The sequence below is a fragment of the Reyranella sp. genome (assembly GCF_004296935.1).
Classification (GTDB): Bacteria; Pseudomonadota; Alphaproteobacteria; order Reyranellales; family Reyranellaceae; genus Reyranella.
This window is the reverse complement of sequence record NZ_SCVH01000125.1, coordinates 1-26,710: the sequence shown is the minus strand read 5'-3', so window position 1 is coordinate 26,710 and position 26,710 is coordinate 1. Positions and strand designations below refer to the sequence as shown.

32 protein-coding genes are annotated in these 26,710 nt (G+C 64.8%); 21 read left to right on the top strand and 11 right to left on the bottom strand.

Annotated elements, in window-relative coordinates; genetic code table 11:
• Nucleotides 1–188: 188 nt before the first annotated feature.
• Nucleotides 189–1,097, bottom strand: coding sequence for a hypothetical protein (locus EPO55_RS17800; RefSeq protein ID WP_296338402.1), 909 nt, complete (start codon nt 1,095–1,097; stop codon nt 189–191).
• A gap of 99 nt (nt 1,098–1,196) precedes the next feature.
• Nucleotides 1,197–1,694: an Hsp20 family protein gene (locus EPO55_RS17795; protein ID WP_296338400.1), complete on the bottom strand. Its 498-nt coding sequence runs from the start codon at nt 1,692–1,694 to the stop codon at nt 1,197–1,199.
• A gap of 207 nt (nt 1,695–1,901) precedes the next feature.
• Between EPO55_RS17795 and EPO55_RS17790 the strand changes: the two genes are divergently transcribed.
• From EPO55_RS17790 to EPO55_RS17780, 3 genes are all read left to right on the top strand, one after another.
• Entirely contained in the window at nt 1,902–2,504 is a 603-nt protein-coding gene (locus tag EPO55_RS17790; RefSeq protein ID WP_296338398.1) for a hypothetical protein, read from the top strand.
• A 194-nt stretch (nt 2,505–2,698) separates the two neighbouring features.
• The gene (locus EPO55_RS17785) at nt 2,699–3,214 is read left to right on the top strand and encodes a hypothetical protein (protein WP_296338395.1); all 516 of its coding nucleotides are present in this window, start codon (nt 2,699–2,701) and stop codon (nt 3,212–3,214) included.
• Nucleotides 3,211–4,752 carry a terminase gene (locus tag EPO55_RS17780; RefSeq protein WP_296338393.1) on the top strand — a complete coding sequence of 514 codons (1,542 nt, stop codon included), beginning with the start codon at nt 3,211–3,213 and terminating at the stop codon, nt 4,750–4,752. Before EPO55_RS17785 ends, EPO55_RS17780 begins: the two co-directional genes overlap by 4 nt.
• A 46-nt stretch (nt 4,753–4,798) precedes the next feature.
• Here the strand turns inward: EPO55_RS17780 and EPO55_RS17775 are convergent, their stop codons facing one another.
• Nucleotides 4,799–5,275, bottom strand: coding sequence for a hypothetical protein (locus tag EPO55_RS17775; RefSeq protein WP_296338391.1), 477 nt, complete (start codon nt 5,273–5,275; stop codon nt 4,799–4,801).
• Nucleotides 5,276–5,841: 566 nt separating this feature from the next.
• On the opposite strand from EPO55_RS17775, the gene EPO55_RS17770 reads away from it, so the two are divergent.
• Both EPO55_RS17770 and EPO55_RS17765 read left to right on the top strand, forming a co-directional pair.
• Nucleotides 5,842–6,261 (top strand): hypothetical protein, encoded by a 420-nt coding sequence (locus EPO55_RS17770; protein WP_296338389.1) that lies wholly within the window; start codon nt 5,842–5,844, stop codon nt 6,259–6,261.
• A 308-nt stretch (nt 6,262–6,569) separates the two neighbouring features.
• The gene (locus tag EPO55_RS17765; RefSeq protein ID WP_296338387.1) at nt 6,570–7,940 is read left to right on the top strand and encodes a portal protein; all 1,371 of its coding nucleotides are present in this window, start codon (nt 6,570–6,572) and stop codon (nt 7,938–7,940) included.
• On the opposite strand, the gene EPO55_RS17760 is transcribed toward EPO55_RS17765, so the two are convergent.
• Nucleotides 7,937–8,680: a hypothetical protein gene (locus EPO55_RS17760; protein ID WP_296338386.1), complete on the bottom strand. Its 744-nt coding sequence runs from the start codon at nt 8,678–8,680 to the stop codon at nt 7,937–7,939. The two genes, EPO55_RS17765 and EPO55_RS17760, sit on opposite strands and share 4 nt — an antisense overlap.
• Before the next feature lie 107 nt (nt 8,681–8,787).
• On the opposite strand from EPO55_RS17760, the gene EPO55_RS17755 reads away from it, so the two are divergent.
• Nucleotides 8,788–9,276 (top strand): hypothetical protein, encoded by a 489-nt coding sequence (locus EPO55_RS17755; protein WP_296338385.1) that lies wholly within the window; start codon nt 8,788–8,790, stop codon nt 9,274–9,276.
• A gap of 38 nt (nt 9,277–9,314) precedes the next feature.
• On the opposite strand, the gene EPO55_RS17750 is transcribed toward EPO55_RS17755, so the two are convergent.
• A complete protein-coding gene (locus EPO55_RS17750) occupies nt 9,315–10,361 on the bottom strand; it encodes a serine protease (RefSeq protein WP_296338384.1) in 1,047 nt (348 codons plus the stop codon).
• Nucleotides 10,362–11,020: 659 nt separating this feature from the next.
• Here EPO55_RS17750 and EPO55_RS17745 point away from each other — a divergent pair.
• Together EPO55_RS17745 and EPO55_RS17740 are read left to right on the top strand one after the other, a co-directional pair.
• Nucleotides 11,021–11,527 (top strand): XRE family transcriptional regulator, encoded by a 507-nt coding sequence (locus tag EPO55_RS17745; protein ID WP_296338383.1) that lies wholly within the window; start codon nt 11,021–11,023, stop codon nt 11,525–11,527.
• Nucleotides 11,528–11,532: 5 nt separating this feature from the next.
• Entirely contained in the window at nt 11,533–12,210 is a 678-nt protein-coding gene (locus EPO55_RS17740) for a hypothetical protein (protein WP_296338382.1), read from the top strand.
• Between the two features lie 117 nt (nt 12,211–12,327).
• Here the strand turns inward: EPO55_RS17740 and EPO55_RS17735 are convergent, their stop codons facing one another.
• Complete coding sequence (locus tag EPO55_RS17735) at nt 12,328–12,465, bottom strand: hypothetical protein (RefSeq protein WP_296338381.1); 138 nt, start codon at nt 12,463–12,465, stop codon at nt 12,328–12,330.
• A 39-nt stretch (nt 12,466–12,504) separates the two neighbouring features.
• Between EPO55_RS17735 and EPO55_RS17730 the strand changes: the two genes are divergently transcribed.
• Genes EPO55_RS17730 through EPO55_RS17710 form a run of 5 tightly spaced genes read left to right on the top strand, consistent with a single transcriptional unit; the run spans nt 12,505 to nt 15,471 of the window.
• Nucleotides 12,505–13,182 carry a hypothetical protein gene (locus tag EPO55_RS17730; RefSeq protein ID WP_296338380.1) on the top strand — a complete coding sequence of 226 codons (678 nt, stop codon included), beginning with the start codon at nt 12,505–12,507 and terminating at the stop codon, nt 13,180–13,182.
• An 11-nt stretch (nt 13,183–13,193) separates the two neighbouring features.
• A complete protein-coding gene (locus EPO55_RS17725) occupies nt 13,194–14,180 on the top strand; it encodes a major capsid protein (protein ID WP_296338379.1) in 987 nt (328 codons plus the stop codon).
• Nucleotides 14,181–14,206: 26 nt separating this feature from the next.
• Nucleotides 14,207–14,632, top strand: coding sequence for a Bbp16 family capsid cement protein (locus tag EPO55_RS17720; protein WP_296338378.1), 426 nt, complete (start codon nt 14,207–14,209; stop codon nt 14,630–14,632).
• 15 nt (nt 14,633–14,647) lie between these two features.
• Complete coding sequence (locus EPO55_RS17715) at nt 14,648–14,878, top strand: hypothetical protein (RefSeq protein ID WP_296338377.1); 231 nt, start codon at nt 14,648–14,650, stop codon at nt 14,876–14,878.
• 2 nt (nt 14,879–14,880) lie between these two features.
• The gene (locus tag EPO55_RS17710; protein ID WP_296338376.1) at nt 14,881–15,471 is read left to right on the top strand and encodes a hypothetical protein; all 591 of its coding nucleotides are present in this window, start codon (nt 14,881–14,883) and stop codon (nt 15,469–15,471) included.
• A gap of 26 nt (nt 15,472–15,497) precedes the next feature.
• On the opposite strand, the gene EPO55_RS17705 is transcribed toward EPO55_RS17710, so the two are convergent.
• Nucleotides 15,498–15,959 carry a DUF1036 domain-containing protein gene (locus EPO55_RS17705; protein ID WP_296338375.1) on the bottom strand — a complete coding sequence of 154 codons (462 nt, stop codon included), beginning with the start codon at nt 15,957–15,959 and terminating at the stop codon, nt 15,498–15,500.
• 94 nt (nt 15,960–16,053) lie between these two features.
• Between EPO55_RS17705 and EPO55_RS17700 the strand changes: the two genes are divergently transcribed.
• Genes EPO55_RS17700 through EPO55_RS17680 form a run of 5 tightly spaced genes read left to right on the top strand, consistent with a single transcriptional unit; the run spans nt 16,054 to nt 21,219 of the window.
• Nucleotides 16,054–18,567, top strand: a complete 2,514-nt coding sequence (locus tag EPO55_RS17700; RefSeq protein WP_296338374.1) for a hypothetical protein — start codon at nt 16,054–16,056, stop codon at nt 18,565–18,567.
• Entirely contained in the window at nt 18,564–19,064 is a 501-nt protein-coding gene (locus tag EPO55_RS17695; RefSeq protein WP_296338373.1) for a hypothetical protein, read from the top strand. The genes EPO55_RS17700 and EPO55_RS17695 overlap by 4 nt, the downstream gene beginning before the upstream one ends.
• A gap of 30 nt (nt 19,065–19,094) precedes the next feature.
• The gene (locus EPO55_RS17690) at nt 19,095–20,840 is read left to right on the top strand and encodes a hypothetical protein (RefSeq protein ID WP_296338372.1); all 1,746 of its coding nucleotides are present in this window, start codon (nt 19,095–19,097) and stop codon (nt 20,838–20,840) included.
• Nucleotides 20,840–21,028 carry a hypothetical protein gene (locus tag EPO55_RS17685; protein ID WP_296338370.1) on the top strand — a complete coding sequence of 63 codons (189 nt, stop codon included), beginning with the start codon at nt 20,840–20,842 and terminating at the stop codon, nt 21,026–21,028. Before EPO55_RS17690 ends, EPO55_RS17685 begins: the two co-directional genes overlap by 1 nt.
• The gene (locus EPO55_RS17680) at nt 21,025–21,219 is read left to right on the top strand and encodes a hypothetical protein (RefSeq protein WP_296338369.1); all 195 of its coding nucleotides are present in this window, start codon (nt 21,025–21,027) and stop codon (nt 21,217–21,219) included. The genes EPO55_RS17685 and EPO55_RS17680 overlap by 4 nt, the downstream gene beginning before the upstream one ends.
• Nucleotides 21,220–21,554: 335 nt before the next feature.
• Here the strand turns inward: EPO55_RS17680 and EPO55_RS17675 are convergent, their stop codons facing one another.
• The gene (locus EPO55_RS17675; protein WP_296338368.1) at nt 21,555–22,616 is read right to left on the bottom strand and encodes a Fic family protein; all 1,062 of its coding nucleotides are present in this window, start codon (nt 22,614–22,616) and stop codon (nt 21,555–21,557) included.
• A 133-nt stretch (nt 22,617–22,749) separates the two neighbouring features.
• On the opposite strand from EPO55_RS17675, the gene EPO55_RS17670 reads away from it, so the two are divergent.
• Genes EPO55_RS17670 through EPO55_RS17660 form a run of 3 tightly spaced genes read left to right on the top strand, consistent with a single transcriptional unit; the run spans nt 22,750 to nt 23,902 of the window.
• Entirely contained in the window at nt 22,750–22,956 is a 207-nt protein-coding gene (locus EPO55_RS17670; protein WP_296338366.1) for a hypothetical protein, read from the top strand.
• Between the two features lie 8 nt (nt 22,957–22,964).
• On the top strand, nt 22,965–23,435 hold the full coding sequence (locus tag EPO55_RS17665) for a hypothetical protein (protein WP_296338365.1): 471 nt from the start codon (nt 22,965–22,967) through the stop codon (nt 23,433–23,435).
• Nucleotides 23,432–23,902, top strand: a complete 471-nt coding sequence (locus tag EPO55_RS17660) for a lysozyme (protein WP_296338364.1) — start codon at nt 23,432–23,434, stop codon at nt 23,900–23,902. The genes EPO55_RS17665 and EPO55_RS17660 overlap by 4 nt, the downstream gene beginning before the upstream one ends.
• A 12-nt stretch (nt 23,903–23,914) precedes the next feature.
• On the opposite strand, the gene EPO55_RS17655 is transcribed toward EPO55_RS17660, so the two are convergent.
• From EPO55_RS17655 to EPO55_RS17645, 3 genes are read right to left on the bottom strand one after another with little or no spacing between them, the layout of a single operon-like run.
• Entirely contained in the window at nt 23,915–24,103 is a 189-nt protein-coding gene (locus EPO55_RS17655; protein WP_296338363.1) for a hypothetical protein, read from the bottom strand.
• Nucleotides 24,104–24,113: 10 nt separating this feature from the next.
• Nucleotides 24,114–24,257 carry a cbb3-type cytochrome oxidase assembly protein CcoS gene (gene ccoS / locus EPO55_RS17650; RefSeq protein ID WP_296338362.1) on the bottom strand — a complete coding sequence of 48 codons (144 nt, stop codon included), beginning with the start codon at nt 24,255–24,257 and terminating at the stop codon, nt 24,114–24,116.
• Nucleotides 24,257–26,626, bottom strand: coding sequence for a copper-translocating P-type ATPase (locus EPO55_RS17645; protein WP_296338361.1), 2,370 nt, complete (start codon nt 26,624–26,626; stop codon nt 24,257–24,259). The genes ccoS and EPO55_RS17645 overlap by 1 nt, the downstream gene beginning before the upstream one ends.
• Nucleotides 26,627–26,710 lie beyond the last annotated feature (84 nt).

Sequence of the window (26,710 nt, the reverse complement as noted above, 5' to 3'; positions counted from 1 at the left end):
GCGTGCCGGCGACGGCGATCGCCGTCATCGGCCGCGGCGAAGCGGGCCTGCTGGTCAAGACCGCGGACGGTGTCCGCGAGCCGCAGAACCGCCGCGTCGAGATCGTCATCCAGTAAGACGACGCTCCACCTGAATAGAGAGAGGCGGCCCTCGCGGGCCGCCTTTTTCTTTGCCTGGTCCCCTGCGCCTTAGCCCACGAAGCGCGCGCCCGGTGCCAGCCGCAGGATCCAGTCGCGCAGGCCCGAGACGCGGGCGAACTCCGAGTGCTCGCCATAGGTCGCCTTGCCGGTGCCGTTGGCATTGATGCCCACGATCACCCAGCCCAGGCGCTCGCTCCGCATCCAGGCCGAGCCGCCGCTGTCGCCCGATCCCAGCAGCCCGTCGAGCCGCCCGGCGCCTTCGCTTTCGCGTCTGAGCGTCACCTGCAGCCAGTTGCCGCCATCCGCCCCCTTGGGCGGGGGCACGATGGCGTCCATCACCTCGTCGATCACGTTGGTCGCGGCCGCCGCTCGTCCTGAGGGACTGTTGTAGAGCTCGCTCTCGCCCACCGACCCGATGCCGCGCATGCCGTAGCCCACCATGACGATCTGCTTGCCGAGCTCGTCGCGGCCGGCATAGAGCGCGGGCGGCGGGCCCGCGTCCGTCACCGGCCCGTCGAGGCGCACGATCGCGGCATCGAAGCCGCTGCGCTCCTCGTTGTTGCGGTTGTAGAAGGGATTTGTGTCGAGGCGCACGCCGCGCCGCACCGTGCCGCCGCTGCTGCGATAGAGATAATTGTCGGCGCCCTCGCCGGGCTCGAAATTATGCCCCGAGGTCAGCACCACGCCGGCGCTTCCCATGTTGCCGATCCAGGTGCCGGAGGCATCGTCCCACGTCTCCCCGTCGTCCTCCGACAGCGCCATGACGCCGGCGAACTGCGGCTGGCGGGCCAGCGCCTCGTGGGCGCCGAAGCCCTCGCTTTCGCGGCCGGGCCGGCCGCCTTCGGCGCGCCAGGTGCCGTCGAGGATGACCACGGCGCCGGCCGGACGGCGCGCGGCCGCAAGCAGGGGAGGAACGAGCGCGCCAGCGAGCAGCCGGCGGCGGAAGAACGGCTTCATTGTGCCGGAGTTTAGAGCAGATCCCCGCGCAGGGCAGCACCGCCGCCGCGGCAACGCGACGGCGGTGCCTCCTCCCTGTCCTGCGATCGGGGGCCCGGATCAGGCGCGCTTCAGCTGCTCGACACGGCCGTCGGCCGGGTTGCTGGCCGTGTTCTCGAGCACCTTGCCCTCTCCTGTGCGGGTCGCGATCTCGATTCGCCGCGGCTTCATCGCCTCCGGCACTTCGCGCACCAGGTCGATCTCCAGCAGCCCGTGCTCGAACGTCGCCGCCTTCACCTTCACATAGTCGGCGAGGTTGAACTGGCGCCGGAAGGCGCGGGCCGAGATGCCCTGGTAGAGATACTGCCCGTTGGGCTGCGCCCGCTTCTGGCCCTCGACGGTGAGCTGGTTCTGCTCCGCCGTGATGGCGATTTCCTCGGGCGTGAAGCCCGCCACCGCCAGCGAGATGCGGTAGTTGTCCTCGTCCAGGCGGACGATGTTGTAGGGCGGGTAGTTTTCCTGTGCCTGCGGCAGCGCCTGGTTGGCCAGGAGATCGAACAGGTGGTCGAAGCCGACGGTCGACCGCCAGTACGGGGTTGGATCGAAGTTCATAGCCATATCCTCCTCTTGAGCAACATGGATACATGGTTCGAACCGGACCCTGCGGTCCGGACCGGACCCCCGGGGGCATCCGGCGACGAGCGATTTAGGTTTGGAGAAAAGCGGGTCAAGGGTGGCCTCAAAAATTTTTCGTCCCGCCCCATGAACTCCTGCCGCGGGATTTTTGATTCCCCGTCATCGACATTTTTTTGCAGGAGGTGAGGTATGACGATCGGGTCAGCTGCTTTCCTGTCCGGCCCCGCGCCGGCGACGCCGCTTCCCGCTTTTGGATCTTTCGAGCCCAGGGTGTTGCCGGGCGGGTTGCCGGCCACGGCGTCGCCCCGCCGCGCGCCGCCCGCCCTGGCGGTCGACGCCTGGCCGTGCGGCCGGCTCCTCGTGGTCGAGCCCCGGCCCCTCGTGGCCCTCGGCCTTCAGCGCATCCTGCGCGAGGCGGGCTACGGCGTGGTCGGTCCCGCGTCGACCGTGGGCGAGGCCAGGCGTCTCGTCCGCCGCGGCGCGATCGACGGCGCCCCCGTCGACGGCGCGATCGTCGATCTCGATCTCGCGCCGGCGGTGGCCTACGCCATCGTCGAGTTCCTTGAGCAGGCCGGCATCCCCATGGTCTTCCTGTCCGGCCCGGCGCTCGACGCCCTGCCGGAGCGGCACTGCCGGCGGCCGCTGGTTACCAGGCCCTATACCGGCGCCAGCCTGCTGCAGGCGGTGCGCCGGGCGCTGCGACAGGCAGCGGACGGGGACGACGCGGGCGACATCCAGTACCCGCTGAGTCCGCCCACGATCTCCTGGCCGCGGGTCTTCCCGCAGCTCTGAACGGCGACGGATAGGAGGAATGGCCCTGCGGAGAGGATTTCGAATACCAGATATGCAAAGGCGGATTTGCAAGTTCAACAAGAATAGGCTAGGAAAAAACCTACACTAGACCTACTGCAGTCGTCCTCCAAAGCCCGGCGGTCTCCCCTCGACAGAGGCGAGGACCGGCTGGGTTTTTCATTTCGGGAAACCCCATGAGCACCAGACCCGCTGCCCAAAAGGCGCGCGAACGCACGCCTGCATCCGGGAAGAAGCCGCGCCGCCGCAACCCGCGCCTGACCGACGCCAAGGCCGACGCCTTCATCGAGCATCTGGCGCGCACCGGGTCCGTCACCGTCGCCGCCGAGCAGGCGGGCCTCGGCCGCACCCAGATCTACGAACACCGCCGCACCCACAAGCGCTTCGCCGCGGCGTGGACGAAGGCGCTGGGCCTCGGCGTCGAACGCCTGCACGACAACGCCATTACGCGCGCCCTCGAAGGCGACGAACGCCCGATCGTGCGCAAGGGCGAAGTCATCGGCACCGAGCGCCGCATCGACAATCGCCTCGTGCAGTTCCTGCTGAAAGTCCACAAGCCCGAGTTCGCCGGCGGTGCGCCCACGGCGTCGGCGTCGGAACAGGAGGCGATGGCCAGGCGCCTCAAGGCCGCCGCGAGGCGGTTGGACGCCCATCGTGCGCGACAGGACGTGAAGAAAGGAGAGGAGTCGTGAGCGCGCCGGTCGCCCGGCGCCGCTCGTCCGATCCCTTGACCGAACAGGCCAGGGTCCTCGCCAGCCTGCGCCACGATCCGCTCGGTTTCGTCGAGTGGGCCTTCCCGTGGGGCGAGCCCGGCGCGCTCGCCACCTCCACCGGCCCCGAACCGTGGCAGCGCGACGTGCTGGAAGAAATCGGCCGCGGCCTTGCCGCAGGAACGGGACCAGTTCGCGTCGCCGTCGCCTCCGGTCACGGTGTCGGCAAGTCGGCGCTGGTCGCGTGGCTGATCCTGTGGGCCGCCATCACCGATCCCGCGACCCGCGGCGTCGTCACCGCCAACACCGAGACCCAGCTCAAGACAAAGACCTGGGCCGAACTCGGCAAGTGGCACCGCCTCGCCGTCACCGGCAAATGGAATGAGCTCGGCGCCACCTCGCTGGTCTCGACCCTGCCGGTCGAGGAGGGCGCCGGCCGCATCGACATGGTGCCGTGGTCGGCGCACAACGCCGAGGCCTTCGCCGGCCTGCACAACAAGGGCAGCCGGGTCCTGCTGGTGTTCGACGAGGCCTCGGCCATCTCCGATCCGATCTGGGAGACTGCCGAAGGCGCTCTCACTGATGCCGATACCGAGATCGTGTGGGTCGTGTTCGGCAATCCGACTCGTCCGCAGGGCCGCTTCTTCGAGTGCTTCAACCGTTTCCGCGACCGCTGGACCACGCAACAGGTCGATTCGCGCCAGGTCTCGCTCACCGACAAGCAGCAACTGGCGCAATGGGTGGCCGACTACGGCGAGGACTCCGACTTCGTGAAGGTTCGCGTGCGCGGCCTCTTCCCGCGCGCCGGCACCCTGCAGTTCATCGACTCCGACAGCGTCGCCGCCGCCATGCACCGCGTGCCCGACACCGCCGCCGAGCGCAACAAGCCGCTGGTGATGGGCGTGGACGTGGCCCGCTTCGGCGCCGACCGCTCCGTCATCGTGTTGCGCCGGGGCCGCGACGCGCACTCGTATCCAATCGAGAAGTATCAGGGCCTCGACACCATGACCCTGGCCGCCAAGATCGTCGAACGTGCCGCCGCCGAGGGCGTGCGCGCCGTGTTCGTCGACGAGGGCGGCTACGGTGCCGGTGTCGTCGATCGCCTGCGCCAGCTGGGCGTGCCCTTCGTGTTCGGAATCAATTTCGGCAGCAAGCCCGAGACCTGGGACGAGGGCGGCGCCAAGCCGCTCTACGCCAACAAGCGCGCCGAGATCTGGGGCAACATGAAAGCCTGGCTGGCGCAAGGCTGCCTGCCCGCCGATCCCGAACTCATGGCCGACCTGACCGGCCTGCAATACGGCTACGACGCCCGCAGCGCCATCCAGCTCGAGAAGAAGGAAGACATGAAGAAGCGCGGCCTCGCGTCACCGGACATCGGTGACGCGCTGGCGCTCACCTTCGCCCTCCCGGTCACCGGCGCCGCCTGGGACCTCACGCGCGGCCAGAACTTCTACGAAACCGACTACGACCTCTGCGCCGAATTCGACGACGACTACTGGTATGGCGACGGCAACTCATAGTCGGGTGTGCGCGGCTCCAGTCGCGCTCATCCGATGTGAGGCTTGACTAGCGAAGAAAGTAGAAACCGAAGAAAAGATCGATGAGGACGACGAACCAGCCACAGATGACCAGCAATAAGTGCGCTTGGACGTATGGAAGGTGCGCTCCCTTTGGCCAGTGGTAGCCCGTCTGAGGCAACTCAAGCCCCACGCTGAAGAGACGCCCGTTTGTGTGAAGAGTGCTTAGGCTTTCCTTCAATTGTTGACTTCCATGATCCTTGACGAGCTTTTCGATCACGTCGCCGTTGTAGTTTCGGTTCTGTCTGACGCGACGAATGAACAGGAACAAGATGACTGTGAAGGCAATGCCTAGGCCCGCGGCCACTAACGTAAGGTAGGTGCCTTTGACGGCGTAGATTGCGAGAAGGGACGCGCCTTGGACCGCGATGAGCGTTCTGACTTGAGCCCAAATGAGCCGATCGTTGTCGATGTATGAATCGATGTGTCCTTTGACGATCGTGTCCAATCGAACTTCGTCGGCCATCTGCTTCTCTTGGCTGATCTTGCAAGTCAGTCGCGCCTAGCTTGGCCATTGGCGATCAACCTGTCCACGTCTCTACGCGTCCCGATAGTGGATAAGAAAGTACTTCAACTCGTGAAGTAACGTCTCTCGATCTGGAGGAGCGCTTTTGCAGCACAGTCGAGGAAATTGTCTCCAACCAGTATTAGGAAGCTTGCCATGTGCTTGTTCTCGATGCCCGCTATGCCTGCACCCCCGCCGATGCCGCCCGCACCGCCAACCCCGCCGGCGCCTCCGGTCTCACTGACCCAGGCCGATCCCGCGGTGAAGGCCGCGCGCGAAGACGCGCGCCGTCGCGCGGCAGGATTGCAGGGCTATCGCAGCACCATCGCCACGTCGGGGCTTGGCCTTTCGGCTCAGCCCTCGGCAGCGACGACAGCGCTAAAGACATTGCTGGGTCAGTAAGCCGCTCATCGGTGTCGGACAACACTTAATCGCGGTGGCGGTACTCTGCTATCGACGGTAGAGTTTCTGAGACGGCGCAACGGAAACATGGGGACCGTAGCATGATCAGGATACGACTGGGAGTTGTGAGCGCAGCATTCAGTCTGACTTGGGCGCTTTCGCTGGTGGCCAGCAACGCCGCTGGACCGGGCACGCTAGAAGCCTGTGGTCGGGCCATCCCGTACACGATTGAGCAGCCCGCCGGCAGCGTGCCGGCCGATGCCAAGGCGCTTGTGGGCGCCTGGGTTGGTTATTGGAACAACACCTGTTCAGCCCTAGTCGTTGAGAGCGTTGACACTAACGGTACGGCTTCGGTCCTTTACCTCTTTGCGCTCGATTCCGCCGCGTCAGTGGTCCGGGTGACCAATGCCAAAGTCATGGGAAAGAAGCTGTCCTTTGGCGGCAGCCGCGCCACACTCGAATTCACTCTCGTGGGTCCCGATTCTCTGTCCGGACTTCACAGTGGCTCCTATGGCAGCACGATAGGCAAATTCAGCCGCAAGTAAGGCACGCGGCCGGAGACTGGGCGACCCTATCGCTGCGAAGACTGTGGCAAGAGCGCGAGCGGCCCGATCCGCTTACAACTCCGGATAGACAACGGTCTTGGCGATCTTCTCTAAGATATCGAACTCGGCTTCACGTCTCGTAACGGCACAGCAATCCCCATGCTTGGCCGGTGTCCCGTCTTGCGTGAGCCCCAACGCCGCTAGCGAGTGATCGTCATGCGCTTTTAGCGCCTTGCAGCACTGCTAGCACGCGCTCTTCTTTTCAAGTGCAGGCACTCCGCCAGCACGTCACTCCGAAAGACCACAACATGCAGGCCACCAACCTCCGCCGCCATTGCGAGCGGCGCCTGGGCGCGCTCGACCGCGAGCGCCAAAGCTGGTTCGCGCACTGGCGCGAGCTCGCAAACCACATCCTGCCGCGCCGCGGCTCCTTCCTCGGTCCGGCCCATCGCTTCGACCGCGGCAGCAAGCTGAACGGCGGGCTGCTTGATTCCACCGCCATGCTGGCCGCGCGCACCCTGGCCTCGGGCCTGATGGCCGGCATCTCGTCGCCGGCCCGTCCGTGGTTCCGCCTTGGCATCGGCAGCCCGCAACTCTCGGAGTTGCCGGAGGTGCGGATGTGGCTCGACGACGTGGCGGCGCGCATGTTCCGAGTCTTCGCACGCTCCAACCTCTACAACGCGCTGGCCGTCGCCTACGAGGAGCTGGGCGTGTTCGGGACCGCCGCCGTGGTGGTGATGGAGGATGCCAAGGAGATCGTGCGCGCCTATCCGCTGACCGCGGGCGAGTATTGGTTGGCCGCGTCGGAACGGCTCTCCGTCAATACGCTTTACCGCGTGCTTTCCATGACCACCTTCCAGCTTGTCGAGCGCTTTGGTCGCGACGCCGTCTCCACCACGGTTCGCGAGCGCTACGATCGCGGCGAATGGGACCACGAGGTCGAGGTGGTCCACGCCGTCGAACCCAACGAGGGCCGCGAGACGGGCAAATTCGACAATCGCAACATGCCCTTCCGCTCCGTCTGGTTCGAGCGCACCGGCGCCGGCGACGCCGTGCTCGATGTCGGCGGCTTCGAGGAATTCCCGGCGCTCTGCCCGCGCTGGCACCTGATCGGCAACGATGTCTACGGCCGCTCGCCCGGCATGGACGCGCTGCCCGACGCCAAGAGCCTGCACCGGATGCAGCAACGTTTCGCCCAGGCGCTCGACAAGATGGTCAACCCGCCGATGGTGGCGCCACCCAGCCTGCGCGGCGACACGGCCAATGGGAAGGCAGGCGGGGTCACCTATGTGGCCGATCCCACCGGCGCCGCCTTCCGGCCCGCCTATCAGTTCACGCCGCCGCTCGACCAGATGAGCGCCGCCATCGAACGCCGCCAGCAGGCGGTGCGTTCCGCCTTCTACGCCGACCTGTTCCTGATGATGACCCAGCTCGACGACGTGCGCAGCGCCACCGAGATCGCCGAGCGCCGCGAGGAGAAGATGGTGATGCTGGGGCCGGTGCTGGAACGGCTGCACGACGACCTGCTCGAGCCGCTGATCGGCCGAGTGTTCCAGATCATGGCGCGGGCGGGCGAGATCCCGCCGCCGCCGTCACCGATGCTGGATGGGCTGAAGTTGCAGCCGGAGTATGTGTCGCCGATGGCGGCGATGCAGTCAGTGGCACAAACTACCGCTTAGTTGGCCTGCTGCTTCTTTTTGAAGAGTAGCTCGACATCAGTTTGACGTATCGCAAGGTCGAAGTAACGAACATCAGCTTGGCGGTTCCTTGAGTAGGTCCCAATAATTCCGTCGTCTGCTAGCCCATCCCTTTGAGTAGAGGCGTCATGGATATCGTCCCGGTCTTCTTTGAGAATGTAGGTCTTGCTTGAGAAATCACATTCCTCCCAGTGCTGAGCCGGAATTGGACGCCGGGGTGGATACGCATATTTGGCATCGGGAGAGGTGGGGCGCCCTCGTACCAGTAGTTCCCCATCGCAAGCGTATTGGCGCATTCGAAAGAAGACACCAAATTTATCCGCTCCCTTCGCATCGCCTTTGTCGTCTAGACCGCGAAGCCGGCAGACGAGCAAGTAGGCCTGCCGGGGATCGATCCATTTCTCTTGCGAGGGCGGTAAAGGCTTCGCATTGAGTTCACTTTGTAGGCGTCCAATGGTGGCCGTCTCCGCTGCTGCCAATGCGGCCGGGGCGGCGAAAAATTTCCAGAGGTAAACGATGGGAAATCCAAGAAATGGTGCTGCCGCGGCTGCCAATCGAGATATAGCGGCCTTCTCCAATCCCACTTCGCCAAGGCCGATCCAAATTGCAATTGCTACGACGAACTGCATCGCCAGAAACACCCAAAAGCGCTCTCGCTCAAGACCGACTGCCTTTGCGGTCTCGCTCCACGCTTGACGATGGACATTCCCCCAATAACCCATTGGCCATCCTACCCCTTCGGCCTAGCGCCGGAAGTGCATAACCGTTGAGTTTCTCCCCCGTCGGCTTGGCTACGACGTAGGAATTCACACGAAGTGGAGTGAAGCGAATGTGCGATCCAGTATCCATGATCACCGGCGGTACGGCGCTGCTGTCGACCGCAATGGGTGTTGCCCAGCAAGCTATCGGCGTCACCCAGCAGTTGCAACGCGCGACCGGGCAGCGCAACGACTACAACTTTTTCGCCGCCCAGCAGCGCAACGCGGCGGCGGTCGACGAGACGAGGGCCAAGCAGGCCGAGCAGGCGGGCGAGGCCGACGCCGACAAGGCCCGCCAGAAGGCGGGCCAGCGGCTCGGTCAGCTGCAGGCGCGGCTCGCGGCGCAGGGCACCGATCTCCTGGGCTCGCCGATCGACATGCTGGGCGACATCGCAGCCGCAGGGGAGGAGGACGCGCTTTCGCTCCGCTACCAATCGATGCGCGACGCTTGGGACAACCGCGTCAGGGGCGCCGGCCGGCAAGCACAGGCGCGCTACTACGAGACTGCAGCGGGAAACGTTGATCCGACGCTAGGCATAGTGAGGTCGCTGATCTCGTAAAACTCAACGACACCGTCGCCCGCGATTACGGCGATAGGTCAGGTACCAATTAGCTTCAACGCCTCAATTGGAATGCAAGCGTGGTCTTCGGTGCGATTTTGCGTCGATATCTTGTCAGATCCGGTAACCGCAATTCCGATCACCTTGCCAGCGCTGTCCAGAACCGGCCCCCCACTGCATCCAGCGACGATGGCCGCATTCGTGAGTAAGCGTCTCACCCCTGAAACGGTGCGAAAGCCTACGACCAAGCCCGGAATTGTGACTGGAGTGTCGCCGACCCGATAGTTCGGATGGCCCATAACCAACACATGCTCCATTTGCTGAGCAGCATCAGCGGAGCCCATTGCAAGTGTGGTAAGCGCGTCAGCAGGAAGTTCAAGTACTGCCAGATCGATGGTCGAGTTTCTCTCTCGAACAACAATTGAATACTTCTGATTGGGGGCGTCGTATTGGAACGCGCGGGTGCTCGCTCCCAAAGAATGGTGGCAGGTGACCAGGCCAACGTCGGCAAGTGCAAAAGCTGTGCCTTGGATATTGGTTTCCTCGCACTCCAGTATCCAAAGTGCAGGAAACAACTTTGCGAGATTATATGAAGGCGGAGAAGGGATCGCTCTGAGTACTCGTTGTCTGTTGAGCTCTAGTGCGCGTTCTGCAACTAGGTCGAGCCAGGAGGTGAGGTACAGATATAGATGCGGCCAAACCAAACAGTCATTTGAGATTGGGCCGACATAGGTGAATACCTCGGGCCCAAGCCAATTGGGCCCCAACTTCTTTGCTAGCTGATCAAGGAACGGGAGATTGAATAGCTCTAGGTGTTCATGGAGGAGAGCGCTGTCTTCGTTGCTAAAGGCTCCAGCCATTGGCGTCTGACGGCCGGGTTGCCAGCGAATCCTTATCGCGATCCAGCCGTCACTGTCGACTTCGGCTTCCCCTTGGAACTGATGATCAAATGGGAATGCGTCTGCCAAATCTGGGCATTTCTCAGCGATAAGCACCCGAGCAACTTCAGCAATGCGCCAGCCAAAGCGTACTGCAATCTGGCCCGGCCTACCTTCGAGGCGCCATACGTCGTCGATAGCTGTCATCTTCCATCCTAGATCGCGATAGAAAGTTGCTCGAATAGGGCGCCATCTATAGTCTCGTTTCGTTCTCACTTATCCACAGAATCAGAGTTGCAGATTCAGCAGGAATAGGCTAGGAAAAATCCTATGATACCTCAAGTGCAGCCGTTCGGCAGAATTGGGGGGCTTTTAGGGCACGTGCAGCGTAAGTCTTTGATTAATAGGTTCTTTATGCATCCTAGGCCGATATATACCAAATGTGGTATGCTCTCGGTAATCTTGAAAATAGAACAATTTTGGCATACCAATGCCGCATGCGGTGCTTATTTACCCGCCAACGGTCTATCCCGGCGAGGCGGACGCGGAATGTCCAGAGGCCAAGCCTCTCTTGGACGTACTCATTCGCGTCTTGCAGCAGCATGGTCCGTCACCGCCAGGTTATGCCGTCAAAAATCTTGGCGCCCAAAAGGATCAACTTTGGCAGATCAACCTAAGGGCTGGAGGCGGACGACAAGTCCGAGTTTTGTACGCCCCGTACAAAGACGAGATCGTCCTGTTTAGGATTCACAAGAAGAGTTCAGGACCCGAACAACAACGGGCCTATGAGTTGGCGATAAAGCGGAAACGAGCATTCGAAGCACAGCGGAAGATTGAAGAGAAGGCTAAGCAAGGGGCGCAACGCTATGATCGAAACAGCAAACATCATTGATCTCGATCTTGTAACGAAACTAAAGGACCCCGCCTATCGGCGAGCATTTTTTCGAGCCGAGGCGTCTGCAGAGATCGCCCGGCAGATCATTTTGCTGCGTAAGAAGCGCGACCTTACTCAAGCTCAGCTTGCCGAGCTTGCAGGCACGGGTCAGCCAGCTATCTCGCGCTCCGAGCGTGCCGACTACCAAAATTGGACGATTAGTACGCTGAGGCGCATCACGGACGCCCTAGATGGTCGGCTACGCGTAGTTATTGAAGCGGCGGAAGATGTTTTGCCACAGTACGAAAGTACGGTCGCCCGCCCCATTGCGGAGAAGAGAGAAGTGACATTGCTTGCCACGGGTAGAAACGTTGGTCTCCCAAGCATCGCGGACGCCCTGAGACCCAGCCTGCCAAAAGAACCGCGTCTGAGTGCCATGGAAGGCAACTTTGCTCAACTGCTCCAGCCCAATCCCGCACTAGCTTCACTACACGGGTAGCAGAAATGGAAGTCGTTTCAGTCGAAGCTGGTCGCGTGACCCAGATTTTCGTATCCGACGAAGTGAGATCGGAGCGCGATATGTATTTGCCTCAACTGATCGATCTGGTGCGGCAAAGATATGGCTTCGCCTTCGTACCAAATGCCCAAGACGTCAAGACTGGGGGGGCCAGGTTCCAAAACGGCAGACTTCAATGCGAATCCGGTGATATCACGATCGAAAATCTGGATATCTACAATGATGGCATCGTGGCGGCCTGCCGACATACTGAGCTTGCAGAGGCCGTTCTCAACGATGTTATTCCGTGGGCCATGGAGGCATTCGGATTGCGTCCTCCAAAAACCATCATACCAAGAACCTACGCTAGCTTTGTCATTGTAGACTTCAAAGCTCCGGTCTCTGCACTTATCAGCCAATTTGCGACGTTGAAGGCGTTGCTAGCGGGCGCCTACGAAAGTACGTACCGCAAGCGATACGAGTTTGAGCTTTCGAAGACGTCATTCTCGGTCGACCCGCAAACCGTTCCACAGCACACAAACACTGAGTTTCTTTTTGATCGTCGCGCAACGGCGTCCTATGATCTGAACCGCTACTTCTGCGTTGCACCTTTGAAGACTCAAGATCACCTAGATCTCCTCGCCAAAGTTGAAGGAGTCTTTGTGAGTAGCGGACGAGCAACCTAAAACACTTGTGCTCGAAGTAGGAGACCACTGCAGCTGGGCGCTCAGCATGAGTGGGAAAGCAAGTAAGCGATGCTGGTGATAATGCAATCACCTCAACCGCCCGGCGATCCGTAAGGATCAGCCGGGTTTTTCTTTGGCTGCCACCTCTACGAAACGAGCTTCACCGGCACCAGCGCCACCTTCTTCCGCGAAGGCGAACGCAACGTCGGCCTGGCTGTGCTGGCCGACATCGTGCGCCTCTGCCCCGAACTTCATGCCCGCATGGCGGGCGAATCACAGAAGGAGATCTGAAGCATGACCGAGTCCCTGATCGCGCCGGAGCAAACATCACAAGGCGCGGGGAACGACGTCGTTCCGCCCAGCCCCGAAGAGCAGGCCGCGTCCGACACAGCGCCGTCATCGGTCGCGACCGCAGCTCTGATCTATCGGGGACCTGAAGCGGAAGCAGTGGAAGTGGCCGAGCCTGACGCACCGCCAGCCCCCGATACGCTGTCAGGGGAGCAGGCGCCCGTCTCGTACGAGCCATTCGAGCTGCCGCAAGGCGTGGAAGTCGACACGGCGGCGCTGGAAGAAGCGCATCAGCTGTTTGCCGAGGCGAGGCTGAGCCAGCCGCAGGCACAGAAGCTGGTCGATCTCTACGCCGGCAAGATGAACGAGCTGGTCCAGCGCCAGATCTCGGCGGCCGAGAGCCGCCAGAAGGCCTGGGTCGCCGAGGTGAGAAGCGATCCCGAACTGGGCGGCAGGCGGTTCGAGTCCGCCCGCGCCGCGGCCCAGAAGGCGCTCAACCGCTTCGGCACGCCCGAGCTCAGGCGAACCCTGGACGAGCTCGGGGTGTCCAACAGCCCGCAGCTCTTCCGCTTCTTCGTCCGCGTCGGACAGGCGGTCTCCGAGGATTCCTGGGTCGGCGCGCGCTCGAGCGCCGGCCGGCTCTCGGCCGCCGAGACGCTCTACCCCAACACCAACGACAAATAGGAGTGATGTGAATGGCCGCCATCGGCAACACGGCGCTGACCTACACGGACTGGGCCAAGCGCTACAACGACGGCAGGATCTCGGTGATCGTCGAGCTTCTGTCGCAGACCAACGAGATCCTGGACGACATGCGCTGGGTCGAAGGCAACCTGCCGACGGGCCACCGCACCTCGGTGCGCACTGGCTTGCCGCAGGGCACCTGGCGCCAGCTCAACTACGGCGTCCAGCCGACCAAGAGCACGACCAGCCAGGTCACCGACTCCTGCGGCATGCTCGAGACCTATAGCGAGATCGACAAGGCGCTGGCCGACCTCAACGGCAATACCTCTGAGTTCCGGCTCTCGGAGGACAAGGCGTTCCTGGAGGGGCTCTCCCAGCAGCTGGCGCAGACGCTGTTCTACGGCAACACCGATGCCACGCCCGAGAAGTTCATGGGCCTCGCGCCGCGCTTCAGCACGGTGAGCGGGTCGGCTGCGATCGCGCAGAACGTGATTGATGCCGGCGGCACCGGCGCCGACAACACCTCGATCTGGCTGGTGGTGTGGGGCGACCTCACCGTGCACGGCATCTTCCCCAAGGGCAGCAAGGCCGGGCTCCAGATGCGCGATCTCGGCGAGCAGACGCTGACCGACGTCAACGGCAACCGCTACCAGGGCTATCGCACGCACTACAAGTGGGATGCGGGCGTCACGGTGCGCGACTGGCGCTACGCCGTGCGCATCGCCAACATCGATGTGAGCGACCTTGCCGGCGGCAGTCCGACCGACCTGATCAAGCACATGATCAAGGCCACCCACAAGGTGCCGTCGCTCAAGACCGGCCAGCCGGTGTTCTACATGAACCGCACCGGCCGCCAGTGGCTCGATATCCAGGCCGCCACCAAGGACAACGTGATGCTGAAAATCTCGGAGTTCGAGGGCCGGCCGGTGCGCGAGTTCCTGGGCATCCCGATCCGCACCTGCGACCAGATCCTGAACACCGAGCCGCGCGTGCTCTGACGCCCAACCGACAAGGAGACACATTCATGTACATCGATCGTCAGAACCTGTTCGGCCAGGACCAGGCCGTCACCACCAGTGCCGCCACCACCGACTACATCGACTTGGGCGCGGCGCGCGACATCGGCAACGGCGAGCGGCCGGAGATCCTGGTGCTGTGCACCGAGGACGTCGCCGCCGCGGGCGCCGCCACCGTCACGGTGGCGCTGCAGAGCGACGACAATCCGTCGTTCTCCTCGCCCGCCAACCTGGTGCTGAGCGACGCCATTCCCAAGGCGTCGCTCATCGCCGGCGCGCAAGTACTGCGCGTTTCCGTGCCCTACGGAACGGAGCGCTACCTGCGCCTCTTCTTCACCGTGGGCACCGGCCCGCTCACCGCCGGCAAGTTCACGTCGGGCCTCGTGCCGCTGCGTCAGGCGAACATCGCCTACGCCTCGGGTTTCGTAGCGTAGACAGGGGAGGCGACCATGGCGCGATACCGTGTGACGGCACCGACCTTCCTCGAGGCCGTGCTGCGCGAACCAGGCGAAGTCATCGACTATGTCGGCGACCCGGGCTCCGCCCTGGCGCCACTCGATGCCGCCGCGCGCCGTGCCGTGAAGGCCTATCGGGCACGTCGCGCCGCTGTCGTGGCCGCTTCCCCGGCGGCGGAGGAGCAATCCTCCGCCGCCCCCCTTTCTTCGACGACCGAGGATTGATCATGGCGACGACCGATGTCGATATCTGCAATCGCGCGCTGTCGCGCCTGGGCACCCGGGCGACGATCTCGGCACTCGACGAGAACAGCACCGAGGCGCGCACCGCCTTCATCTGGTACGCAGCGACTCGCGATACGCTGCTGCGCGCCCACGATTGGAATTTTGCCCGACGACGGGTCGTTCTGGCGGAGCAGGGCAATGCGCCGACGGGGTGGACCTTCCGCTACGCCTTGCCGACGGATTGTATCCGGCTGCTGCGGCTCGCCTCGGCCAACCCCGATGCAGGCCCGGCCCGCTTTGAAGTCGCGGGCGACGCCACCAGCCGTTTCGTTCTCTGCGACGAGCCGGCTGCCGAGGCGGTCTATACCGCGCGCGTCGACGATCCGAACTTGTACGACGCCGGCTTCGCCTCGGCGCTGGTCGACCAGCTCGCCGCCCACATCGCCTATCCGATCACCCAGAAGACCGAAACGGCGGTGCGTCTGGCGCAACTCGCCCGCGCGGCCCTGGCCGACGCGATGGCAGCAGATTTCAACGAGGCCGCGGCAGCGGCTGGCGACCGGATGCCGGACTGGATAGCCGCCCGCAACTAGCGTCCGCCAGCCTGGCGTCGGTGGGCCTAGCTTCCCGGCCGGAAATTGTAGGTGAAGAGGTTCGTCTCATCGCCCGTATCCACCTGGATGAACATCCTCCGGTAGTTTTCCGAGCCGCAGGTATCGGAGCGGATGGTAAAGGCGTCGCGGCTGACGCAGATCGGCACCTGGCCCGCCCACTCGCGTTTGGCCGCCTTGTTCTGCGCGTAGACGAGGTAGTACCGGTATTCGAGCTTGCCGGACCACAGAAAGACGCAGGTGCCGCCGGCGAGCTTGTACCAGCCCTCTGAAATGATGATGCGATTCCTGCCGTCGGTCGCGCCGGTGTTCAGCGCCTTGGCCACTTCGATTTCGCTGCCGGTCTGATTGCACACGCGGAAGCCCAGGCGCGCCGGCTCCGGCGCGCGCTGCTGGGCGATCGCGTCGCCGGCGACCAGGACCATTCCAGCGAGAGCCGACAGCAGCGGCGCAAGCGTGCCAATCCTCATGACATCCCCCCCCCCCGGCGAAGCGGATCAATTCTGCGTCGACCGTTCCTGGGCCGCAACGTCTCGAAGCAACGAATTCTCGGGAGCCTTCCACATGCCGACCCCTCTCATCCTGCCGAGCTTCGCGGCTGGCGAGATTTCGCCGGCCCTGCATGGCCGCGTCGATCTCGCCAAATACCAGGTTGGACTGGCGACGTGCCTCAACTGGTTCATCCATCCCTTCGGCGGCGCCAGCACCCGGGCAGGCACGGAATTCGTCGGCGAGGCCGTGGATCCGGCGGTCCGGTCCCGGCTGATCCCTTTCCAGTTCAACACGGCCGAGACCTACGTGCTGGAGTTCGCGCACCAGAAGATGCGGGTGATTCGCGACGGTGGCTATGTGCTGGAGACCGCGACGGCGATCTCGGGCATCACGCGGGCGAATCCCGGCATTGTCACGACAGCGACACCGCACGGCCTTGGCAACGGCGATCACGTCTGGATCGACGGCGTGGTGGGCCCCTCAGGCCCGATGGCTGAGGTCAATCGTCGGCGATTTACCGTCACCGGCGCCACGACCACGACCTTCGAGCTTGCGGGCATCGACACGTCGGCCTGGCCGGCGTGGGTTTCAGGCGGCACGACGGCGCGCTTTTATACGCTGGCGACGCCCTATGCGTCGGCCGATCTGCCGCTCCTGAAGTTCGTGCAGTCGGCCGACACCATGACGCTCACCCACCCCGGCTACGCGCCGCGCAATCTCACGCGGACCGGCCATGCCGTCTGGACGCTCGTCGCTATCGCCTTTGCACCGGATACATCCGCGCCCACCGGCCTAGCCAGTACCAATCCCGGTGGTGCCCAGAGCTACGTCATGACCGCCGTGAACGATGAGAGCGGCGAGGAAAGCCTGGCCAGCGCCTCGACGGGCGCGGCCGACGCCGTTTCAGGTGTCGTTTTCACGCCGGTCGCGGGCTGCACCTACTACAACGTCTACAAGTACAAGAACGGCATCTACGGCTTCATCGGCCGGGTGAAGTCGGGGAGCACCTTCACCGACACCAATATTGCCCCCGACACGTCCGACACACCGCCGATCCAGCGCAACCCGTTCGCCGCGGCGGGCGACTGGCCGGGCTGTTCGACATGGCATGACGGCCGCCAATGGTTCGCGCGCACGGACAAGGGACCGCAGACCTTGTGGGCGAGCCAGTCGGCGAACTTCAAGAACATGAGTGTCTCCGAGCCGACGCGCGATTCCGACGCCATCACCCGGACCATTGCCAGCCGCGAGGTGAACGAAATCCGCTTCCTGCTCAGCCTCAACTCACTGCTGGTGTTCACGTCCGGCGGCGAGTGGAAGTGCTGGGCAGGCAGCCAGTCCGACGTCATTACGCCCGCCAACACCAGCCTCAAGCCGCAGGGCTACACGGGGATTTCCCACGTGCCGCCGATCGTCAGCGGCAACTCGGCGCTGTTCGTCACGCCGTCGGGTCGCAAGGTTCGCGATCTCGCCTACGACCTGGGTGCCGACGCCTGGCAGGGAAAGGACGTCGGCATCCTGGCCGGTCACCTGTTCGAGGGGGCGCAGATCGAGGAATGGGCATATGCGCGTGACCCCGACTCGATCGTCTGGTGCGTGCGCTCCGACGGCATCCTGCTGGGCTTCACCTACCTCAAGGAACACGATGTCTACGCCTGGTCGCGTCATGTCACCGACGGCAGCGTCGAAAGCGTATGCGCCATCCAGGAGAGGCACGAGACGGCCCTCTACCTTTCGGTGCGGCGCACGGTGAAGGGTCAAACCGTCCGCTATGTCGAGCGTCTGGTGTCGCGCCAATTCCTGAGCGGAGGAGTCGCGGACGTTCGCGCGGCGTGGTGCGTCGATTCGGGGCGTCGCGACGATGGCTGGAATACCGACGCGGCAAAGACCCTGGCGATGACGGGGCCGGGCTATGCCGCGGGTGACGCGGTCTCTCTCTCGGCGTCAGGTCATGCGCCGTTCTCGGCGGCGAGCCCTGGCCAGAAAATCATCCTGCGCGCCGGCCAGGATCAAACAGCCGCAACGGTGACGGCGTTCGTCGACTCGGCGCATGTCGCCGCGACGCTCGACATGGCAGCTCCCGTCGCCGTTCAGTCCGTGGCGCTCTCCGACTGGGCAATGGCCAAGGATACGCTATCCGGCCTGTGGCACCTCGAGGGTCGTTCGGTGGCGATCCTCGCCGACGGTTCCGTCCAGCCTCCGGCGACGGTGGTCAATGGCATGGTTGCGATTCCGCGCGCAGCGGGCCGAATCCTGGCGGGGCTCCCTTACATCTGCGATCTCGAGACTCTCGACCTCGAGGCGGGTCCGCCCACGCTGCAGGGCAGGGCCAAGCGCGTGCAGGAGGTGGTCCTGCGGGTGAAGGCCACGCGCGGCCTCGCCATCGGACCGGATGCCGCTCGCCTCACCGAGGTCAAAGAGCGCGCCGCCGAGAACTTCGGCGCGCCGACCCTGCTGACCACCGGTGACGAGCGCGTGCTGGTCGATCCGTCCTGGAACAGCGGCGGGCGTCTTCTCGTGCGCCAGGCCTGGCCGTTGCCCGCCACCATCGTGGCCATCGTGCCGCGGCTGGAGGTCGGAGAGTGACTGCCACGCGGTTCGTCATCGAGCCTGCGTCCCGGTCCGACGCGGACAGCCTCGGCGACCGGCTGCGTGCCGCCGATGTCGAGGAGATCCGGGCCGCGTCCGGCCTCGCGCCGGCCGAGGCGCTTCGCCGGTCGTACGAACTCAGTTCGCATGTCTGGGCGGTGCGCGAATTCGACGGCCTGTCGATCGCCCCACCGATCGCTCCTCCCATCGCCCCTCCCATTGCCTTGTGGGGCGTCGGACCGCTGTCGCTGGTCGAGGGCAGGGGCTGCCCGTGGCTGCTGGCGACGGACGCCTTCGAGGGCCTCGGGCTCGATGTCGCGCGGCTGTCGCGGCCGTTGATGGCCGCGATGCGGGAGCTTTATCCGCATCTGGAGAACCGGGTCGACGCCCGCCACACCAAGGCGGTGCGCTGGCTTTCATGGCTCGGCTTCACGATCGACCCGGCGAAGGCCTGGGGCGTCGAGGGCCGTCCGTTTCACCGCTTCTGGATATGAAACAGGGGGAGGAGTCCCCAAAGGAGTCACATGTCTCTCTCGTCGACCACCAACAAGGTGATCTACAACGGCAACGGGGCCACCAGCGCGTGGCCCTTTTCCTTTCCGGTGCTCGAAGCGGGCCATCTCGCCGTCATCTTCACCGATGGCGCGGGTCTCGAGACCGTTCTGTCGCCCAGCCTCTACAGTGTCGACGGCATCGGCGGGGCGACCGGTGGCAGCGTGACCTATCCGCTTGCGGGCGATCCGATCGCCACCCCGATCCCGACTGGCACGAAGCTCACGCTGCTGCGGACGGTGCCTTATACGCAGACCACCGTGCTTTCCAACCAGGGCGGCTATTATCCGGAGGTCGTCGAGCGGCGCTTCGACCAGATCTACATGGCGCTTCAGCAGCTTGAGGAGCGGGTGAGCCGGGTGAGTCTCTATCCTCTCAGCGATCCGGCGACGGAGCAGGGCAACTTCGCCCTGATCCAGCAGCTCCAGCCGATGAACATCCTGTCGGCCCAGGGCGACCTGCTGACCCGCGACGCCTCGGCGCACAAACGGCTGGCGCGGGGCGCGGCGGGGCAGTTCCTGGGCGTCAACGGCACGGACCTGGCATGGGCCGTTCCCAGTCAGCCGGTCGCGCCGCAGGGACGGCTGACGCTGGTGTCCGGAGAACCGGTGATGACCGCCAACCAGACCGGCCAGGCTTCGGTGTTCTACACGCCCTACGTCGGCGCGAACGTGCCGATCCATGACGGCTCCGCCTTCGTTCCGACGCCCTTCACCGAGCGGTCGAACGATCTCACCCAGGGCAGCACCGGCAAGGCCGGCCCGGCGCCGGCCGGGCCCTACCAGGTCATCGACCTATTCGTGTGGAACGACTCGGGCACGCTGCGGCTGACGCGCGGGCCGAAGCATCGGAAGGCCGGCACCTTCACCATCACGGTCGCCACACCCGCTGTGGTCAGCTGGGTCGATCACGGACTCCATGACGGAGCGACCTGGACGCCGGAGTCGACGACAGGGAACCTTCCCACCGGTGCCCAGGTCGTGGTGGGCGGGACCTATTTCGTCACCAGGGTTGATGCCGACACCTTCAAGCTGTCGACCAGTCTTGCCGACCAGGTGACCGGAACGTTCATCAACACGTCGGGAACCCAGTCGGGAATTCACACCGGGGCCAACTATACGGCGGAGCGTGGCACGGGCGCGGGCACCTGCGAACTCGAAAGAGTCGACGGCATCTGGGTGAACAAGCACGACATCACCAACGGGCCGGCGGTGCAGCGAGGGACCTATGTCGGTACGATCTACTGCAACGCCTCCTCTCAAGTTGACTTCAAGAAGGGCTCGATCGCGGCCGGTTTCGGCGAGGCGATCATCGGCGTCTGGAATGTGTACAACCGAGTGAATGTGACAGGTTCGGTCATCAACAGCGGAGGCTGGAGTTACGCCGGTGGAACCCGCCCCGCAGCGGGCCTTGCGACTTCCAGAGTGACCGTCGTTGCTGGGCTCAAAGAAGTTGGAATTTCGGGCTCGTTCGGGGTCGCCGTGTACTCGGCTGGCGCTGGATCAAACGTCAACATGGGCGTGGGGTTCAACTCATCCTCGACGTTCCAAGCATTGGTGACCGGAAGTCCGGGCGCGCATGGATATGGTTCTCCGACGGGAACGGGATCAGGCCAGCCCTACGGGCTGTCGTATCTCTGCGCTTTGGAACAGTTCGTCTCCGGTGCTGGATACTCAACTGGCGCCAACGGCGGTATCACCTACAGTTGGAGTTACTGATGGAACAGTCGATCCTCATGGGGAAGGCGCTCGCGGCGCTCGGCGTGACTGGCTACAGCATCTGCGGAGAGACTTACGAGGATATCTTCTTCTCCGAAGGCTTCACACCGCCGACCAAGGAAGCCTTCGAGGCCGAGCTGGCGCAGCTGGCCGATCCGGTGCCGCCGAGTGCCACGCGCGGCCATTGATCCGGGTACTGCATCACATCGGCAAGCTCACGGAGGTTCGTGACGCCGTGGCCCAGGCGGACGTGCTGACGCAGGAATTGTGGTTCTCGCCGACATTTCATCGCGACGATCCGCTATTGCGGGCGGTCGCCGCGACCGTCGGGCTGACAGACCAGATCGATGATCTGTTCCGACTGTCAGCCACCCTGTGAGGCCGCGAGAATCTGCAGGCGCACCCCGCGAGGGGCGGTGATCGCCCAACCAGCCAGCACGACCTTGACGTGCGTTGAAGCCTTACGACGGCGGAACCAACCGGCCGCATGAGCCTCCCGACCGCTACAGGTCCGGAGGTATCCCCGGGGGCGTTTGTCCGCCCCCACCTGAACGGAAATGAAAGCCAAACCAGACCGACGATCCAACGTCGGCCCCGCGTGCATCCTGAGACAAAGTAGACAAAAGCGTAACGTCCGGGTGTCTTCAGATTGAGAACAGCAAAGCCGTCCAAACGCGGGCTTTGAGATAGCTTTCGCTGATATCCACGGGACCTTTATGGCAGCGTGTACCAGGTCGTGCGCCCGCCGCCGTGCCGAACCAGATGATTTCTCTCGACCAGTCGTTGGAACTGCTGTTTCAGCGTGTTGCGGCTGGCGCCCGTCAGTCTGATTGCGTCGCCGACGCTGACGCGGCCATGTTGGCGGACATGGTCGAGAATGCGCAGCGACAGGTCAGGCAGGTTGGAGGACAGTATTTTCTCGCGTTCGATCTTCCTTGCGAGCCGCGTCGTCTGTTGTTGCAAGGCGCGCAGAAAAAACAGCAGCCACGGGTGCCAGTCCGGCGCCTCGCTTCCGATCGTGGTTTGCGTCTGCCGGAGCGCGAGGTAGTAGCCTTCCTTGTTCTGCTCGATCACGCTCTCCAGCGAACTGTAGAGTATATAGGCATAGCCGGATTGCAGCAGGAGCAACGTCGTGAGGATGCGGCTCAAGCGGCCATTGCCGTCCTGGAAGGGATGGATCGCGAGGAAGATCACGACGAACATGGCGATCAGGAGCAAGGGGTGGAGGCGGCGCTGGCCGCGCGCGGCGGCGAACCCGTCCACGAGTTCGGCCATCAGGCGCGGCGTGTCGAAGGGCGTTGCCGTTTCGAACACGATGCCGATCTGCCTTCCGTTTTCGTCGAACGCGGCGACGCTGTTGGGTGAGGTCTTGTAGCTGCCGCGATGCCAGTCGTCCTTTTCACTGCGGGCGAGAAGATCGCGGTGCAGCTGCCGGATGTGGTTTTCAGTCGGGGCAATGTCTTCCCAGGCCCGGAAGATCGTTTCCATCGTTTCGGCGTATCCGGCGACTTCCTGCTCGTCGCGGGTCGCGAAGGAGCTGATTTCGAGATTGGCGAGGAGTCGCTCGACGTTTCTGTCCGAGAGTTTGCTGCCTTCGATGCGGGTCGACGAGCCGATGCTTTCGATCGTGGCGACCCGGCGCAGCGCTGAAAGTCGCTCCGGCGCCAGCGTTCCCAGGGCACGCCAGGCGCCCTTGAACTCGTCGATCTCGGCGATCAGTCCGAGGATCTCCGGGCTGATGTGAAGCCTCTCTGCGGCGAGGGAATACGCGCTCATGGCCAAATATACACCTATTTACACCCAAATAGGCAAGCCAAAAATACACCCATTTACACCCGAATAAGCGACACCCATCCAGCAGGGCCACCATCCGGTGGCCCTTTTCATTTGCCGGCAAAGCGGAGGGCCGATGACCATTCCCGACATCCACGACATCGACAAACGCCTCAGCAGTCACGAGGCGGTCTGCGCCGAACGCTACAGCGCCATTCGTGAGCGGGTCGGCCGCATCGAGGCGCTGGGCTGGTCGACGCTCGCGGCCATGCTGACCACCGGAATCGGCGGCCTGTCGTGCGTCGCCTGGTTCTTCTTCACCAAAACCCTTCATCTTTCGTGAGGTGACACATGCTTGCACTACTGGGTTCCATCGTCGGCCTTCTGGGCTCCCTGGCGCCGCGCCTGCTCGGCTATTTCGAGCAGAAGCAGAACCACGTCCAGGAGCTCGAAATGCTCCGGACGCAGGGCGCCTTCCAGCTCCAGCTGATCCAGGCCGGGCACGCGGCCAAGATGGGCGAGATCAACGCGCATGCCGATGTCCAGACCGAGCTGGCGGCCTTTGCCGCGGCTCTCAAGCCGTCGGGCGTGAAATGGGTCGATGGCTTCAACGCCGTCGTCCGGCCCTTCCTGACGCTCTGCTTCTTCGCCCTCTATGCCGGTGTGAAGGCCGCGCAGTTCGTTATCCTGCAGCAGGACCACAGCGGCTCCGCCGCGACGCTTCTGTCGATGTGGGGCGAGGAGGATTGGGCGGTGTGGGCCGCCATCGTCACCTTCTGGTTCGGCAACCGCACCTTCAACAAGGAACGGGGGCGCGGATGAGTCCCAAAGGCAGTCCCCAGGGAAGTCCAAGGGCGACCGGCGCGGCCGGCCTTTCCCTGATCCGCGCCTTCGAGGGCTTCTCGCCCGTGCCTTATGTCTGCCCCGCGGGATTTCCGACCGTCGGCTACGGACACGTCGTCCAGGCCGGCGAGCGCTTCGAGGCACCGCTCTCGGCGGAAGAGGGTGAGGCGCTGCTGCGCGCAGATCTGCCACGCTACGAAAGCGCCGTCTGCCGGTTGATCGAGGTCCCGCTCGGCGACCTGTGTTTCGATGCGCTGGTGAGCTTCACCTTCAACCTCGGCGAGGGAGCACTGGCCGCTTCCACGCTGCGACGCCTGGCCAATGCCGGGCGCCTCGTCGAGGCCGGACCGCAGTTCGACCGCTGGGTCTTTGCCGGCGCCCACAAGCTGCCCGGCCTGGTCCGCCGGCGCGCCGCCGAGCGCGCCCTCTGGGAGCGCGACCTCTGACGGCGGAAGCGGTCAGTTCTCGGCCGCGTTCTGTTCCGCCTCGTCGTAGGCGATCTTGATCATCCACCAGCAGAACAGAACGGCGAACAGAGACAGCGCCAGGCCGAAGCCCAGGATGCCGGCGTCGCGCGCGCCCGCGGCCATGAACAGGCCGACGAAGCCGAACAGGGCGGCCATGATCCCCATGATCCAATGAGACATCTTTCTCTCCTCAATCGTCGTCGTCGAACAGAATGCGGCCCGCCGCCCCGTCGGGGTCGTCGTATTGGCCGTTGCGAAGCGCCCACAGGAAAGCCGCCAGGGCGATCAGGCCGAGGATGAGCGCGGCCGGCACCAGGATGAGCAGGCTGTCCATCAGCGCACCTCGCGAACCGGCGGCCGTGCACCGAGGCGCAGGGCGTTGCCGATCACCAGCAGGGAAGACGACGACATCGCAATGGCGGCGATCAGCGGCGTCACCTCGCCGATGACGGCAAGCGGCACGGCGCTGAGATTGTAGAGCAGCGCCAGGGCGAGATTCTGGCGGACCAGCCGGTCCGCCCGCCGCGCCACCCGCAGCGTCTCGACGACCGGGAAGAGGGCATCGCCCTGGAAGACCGCGTCGGCGGCGTTCTGGGTCGCCTCGGCGGCGGTTGCCGGCGAGATCGAGGCATGGGCGGCAGCCAGCGCCGGCGCGTCATTCAGCCCGTCGCCCACCATCAGCACGCGTTTGCCCTGGGTGGCGAGTTCGGCGAGGCGCCGGGCCTTGGCCGCCGGCGTCACCTCGGCGCGCCAGTGCGAAATGCCGGCGGCGGCCGCCGCGCGCGCCACCGCGGCAGGCCGGTCGCCGGACAGCACCTCGACCGGCAGGTTGGCGGCGCCGAGCGCCGCGATCGCGGCGGCTGCGTCGGGACGCAGGCGGTCGGCGAAGGCAAAGCGCAGGGGTGCATGGCCGGGTCGCGTCAGCCAGAGTTCCGACAGGCCGTCGTCGACGGCGTCGGCGACCCCGCAGAACCGTGCCGAGCCCAGCCGGACGTCGCCCATCTGCAAGCCTTGGCCGGCATGCTCGTGGACATCCGGCGTCGTCGCGATGTCGGGGGCGGCGCGTACCAGCGCCTGCGCCAGTGGATGGCGTGAGTTGCCGGCGAGGCCGGCTGCGACCCGCAAGGCCTCGACGTCGCCCCCGCCCGCGACCAGTTCCGGCCGGCCGAGCGTCAGGGTGCCGGTCTTGTCGAGCACGACGTGGTTCACTCCGGCGAAGCGCTCCAGCGCCGTGGGCGAGAGCAGCAGGACACCGGCGCGCAGCAGGCGGGTGCTGGCGACGACCTGGACCACCGGCACGGCAAGCGCCAGGGCGCAGGGGCAGGTGATGATCAGGACGGCCGTGGCGATCACCAGGGCGCGGTCCCAGGCAAGTCCGCCCAGCAGCATCCAGCCGAGAAACGTGAGCAGCGCCGTCAGATGGACGACCGGCGCATAGGCGCGTGCCACCCGGTCGGCGATGGCGATGAAACGCGAGCGGCCACGCTCCGCCGCCTCGACCAGGCGCACGATCTCCGACAGCAGCGTGTGCTCGCCCGCGGCCGTGACGCGGACGCGGATCGGCGCGCCGATATTGACCATGCCGGCGAAGACCTTGGCGCCTGGCATGACGTCGACCGGCACGCTCTCGCCGCTTACCAGCGCCGCATCGAGCGCCGAGACACCCTCGCTCACCACACCATCCGCGCCCAGGCGCTCGCCGGCGGCCACCAGCAGAACCTCGCCCGGCCGCAGCGTGTCGACGCGGCGCGAGGCGGTCGTGCCGTCGGCGGCGAGGACCGTGGCGCTGCGGCTGGCCAGCGCCAGCAGGGCGCGCACCGACTGGCGGGCGCGGCCGCGCGCGCGGCGATCGAGGTAGCGGCCGATCAGCAGGAAGAAGAGCAGGGTGATCGCCGAATCGAAGAAGGTGTGGCGCTCGCCGGCCCAGGCCTCGTGCAGGCTGATCACGCAGGCGAGCGTGACGCCGATCGAGATCGGCACATCCATGTTGGTCCGGCCGGCCTTGAGAGCGGCGTAGGCCGACCGGAAGAACGGCCGCCCCGCATAGGCCACGGCCGGCAGGGCGATGGCGGCCGACAGCCAATGGAACAGGGCGCGCGTGGCCTCGCCCATCGAGCCGTCCTCGCCCGACCAGACGGCCACCGACAGCAGCATGACATTGGCGGCGGCGAAGCCCGCCACGGCGAGGCAGCGCAGCAACTCGCGCGTGGCGCGATCGTCGTCCGCGGCGGCGGCAATCGCTTCGTAGGGCGCCAGGCGGAACCCCAGCGCTGCCACCAGCCCGGCATGACTGTTGGCATCGGCGGTTGCGCCCTGCCAGCGCAGGGAGAGGCGTCGGGTCGACAGGCTGACGCGGGCACGCAGCACGGCCGGGTTGCGCGCCAGCAGGCTCTCGATCAGCCAGACGCAGGCGGCGCAGTCGAGGCCGTCGATCAGCAGGTCGAGTTCGGCCTCATCCGGTGCCGCCTGCCGGGCATATGTGGAAAAATCGATGTCGAGCGGCACGGGCTTGTGGGCGCGGATGTCCTCGAGGCGGCGGTAGAAGGAGCCGAGACCTGCCGCGCCGATGATGGCATGGGCGCTGGCGCAACCGGCACAGCAGAAGGCAGCATCGCCTGCGCCGCGGATCGTCTCGCCGCAATGCACGCACGCCCGCGCCGCCGGGGCGGCTGCGGACGTGGCGAAGAGGGCGGCGTCGGTCATTTCAGGAAAAGCCGCCGGGTTTGAGCGAAGCGATCTCCGCCATGTTCGACGACGACATCGAGATCCCAGTTGCCGCGGACCGGC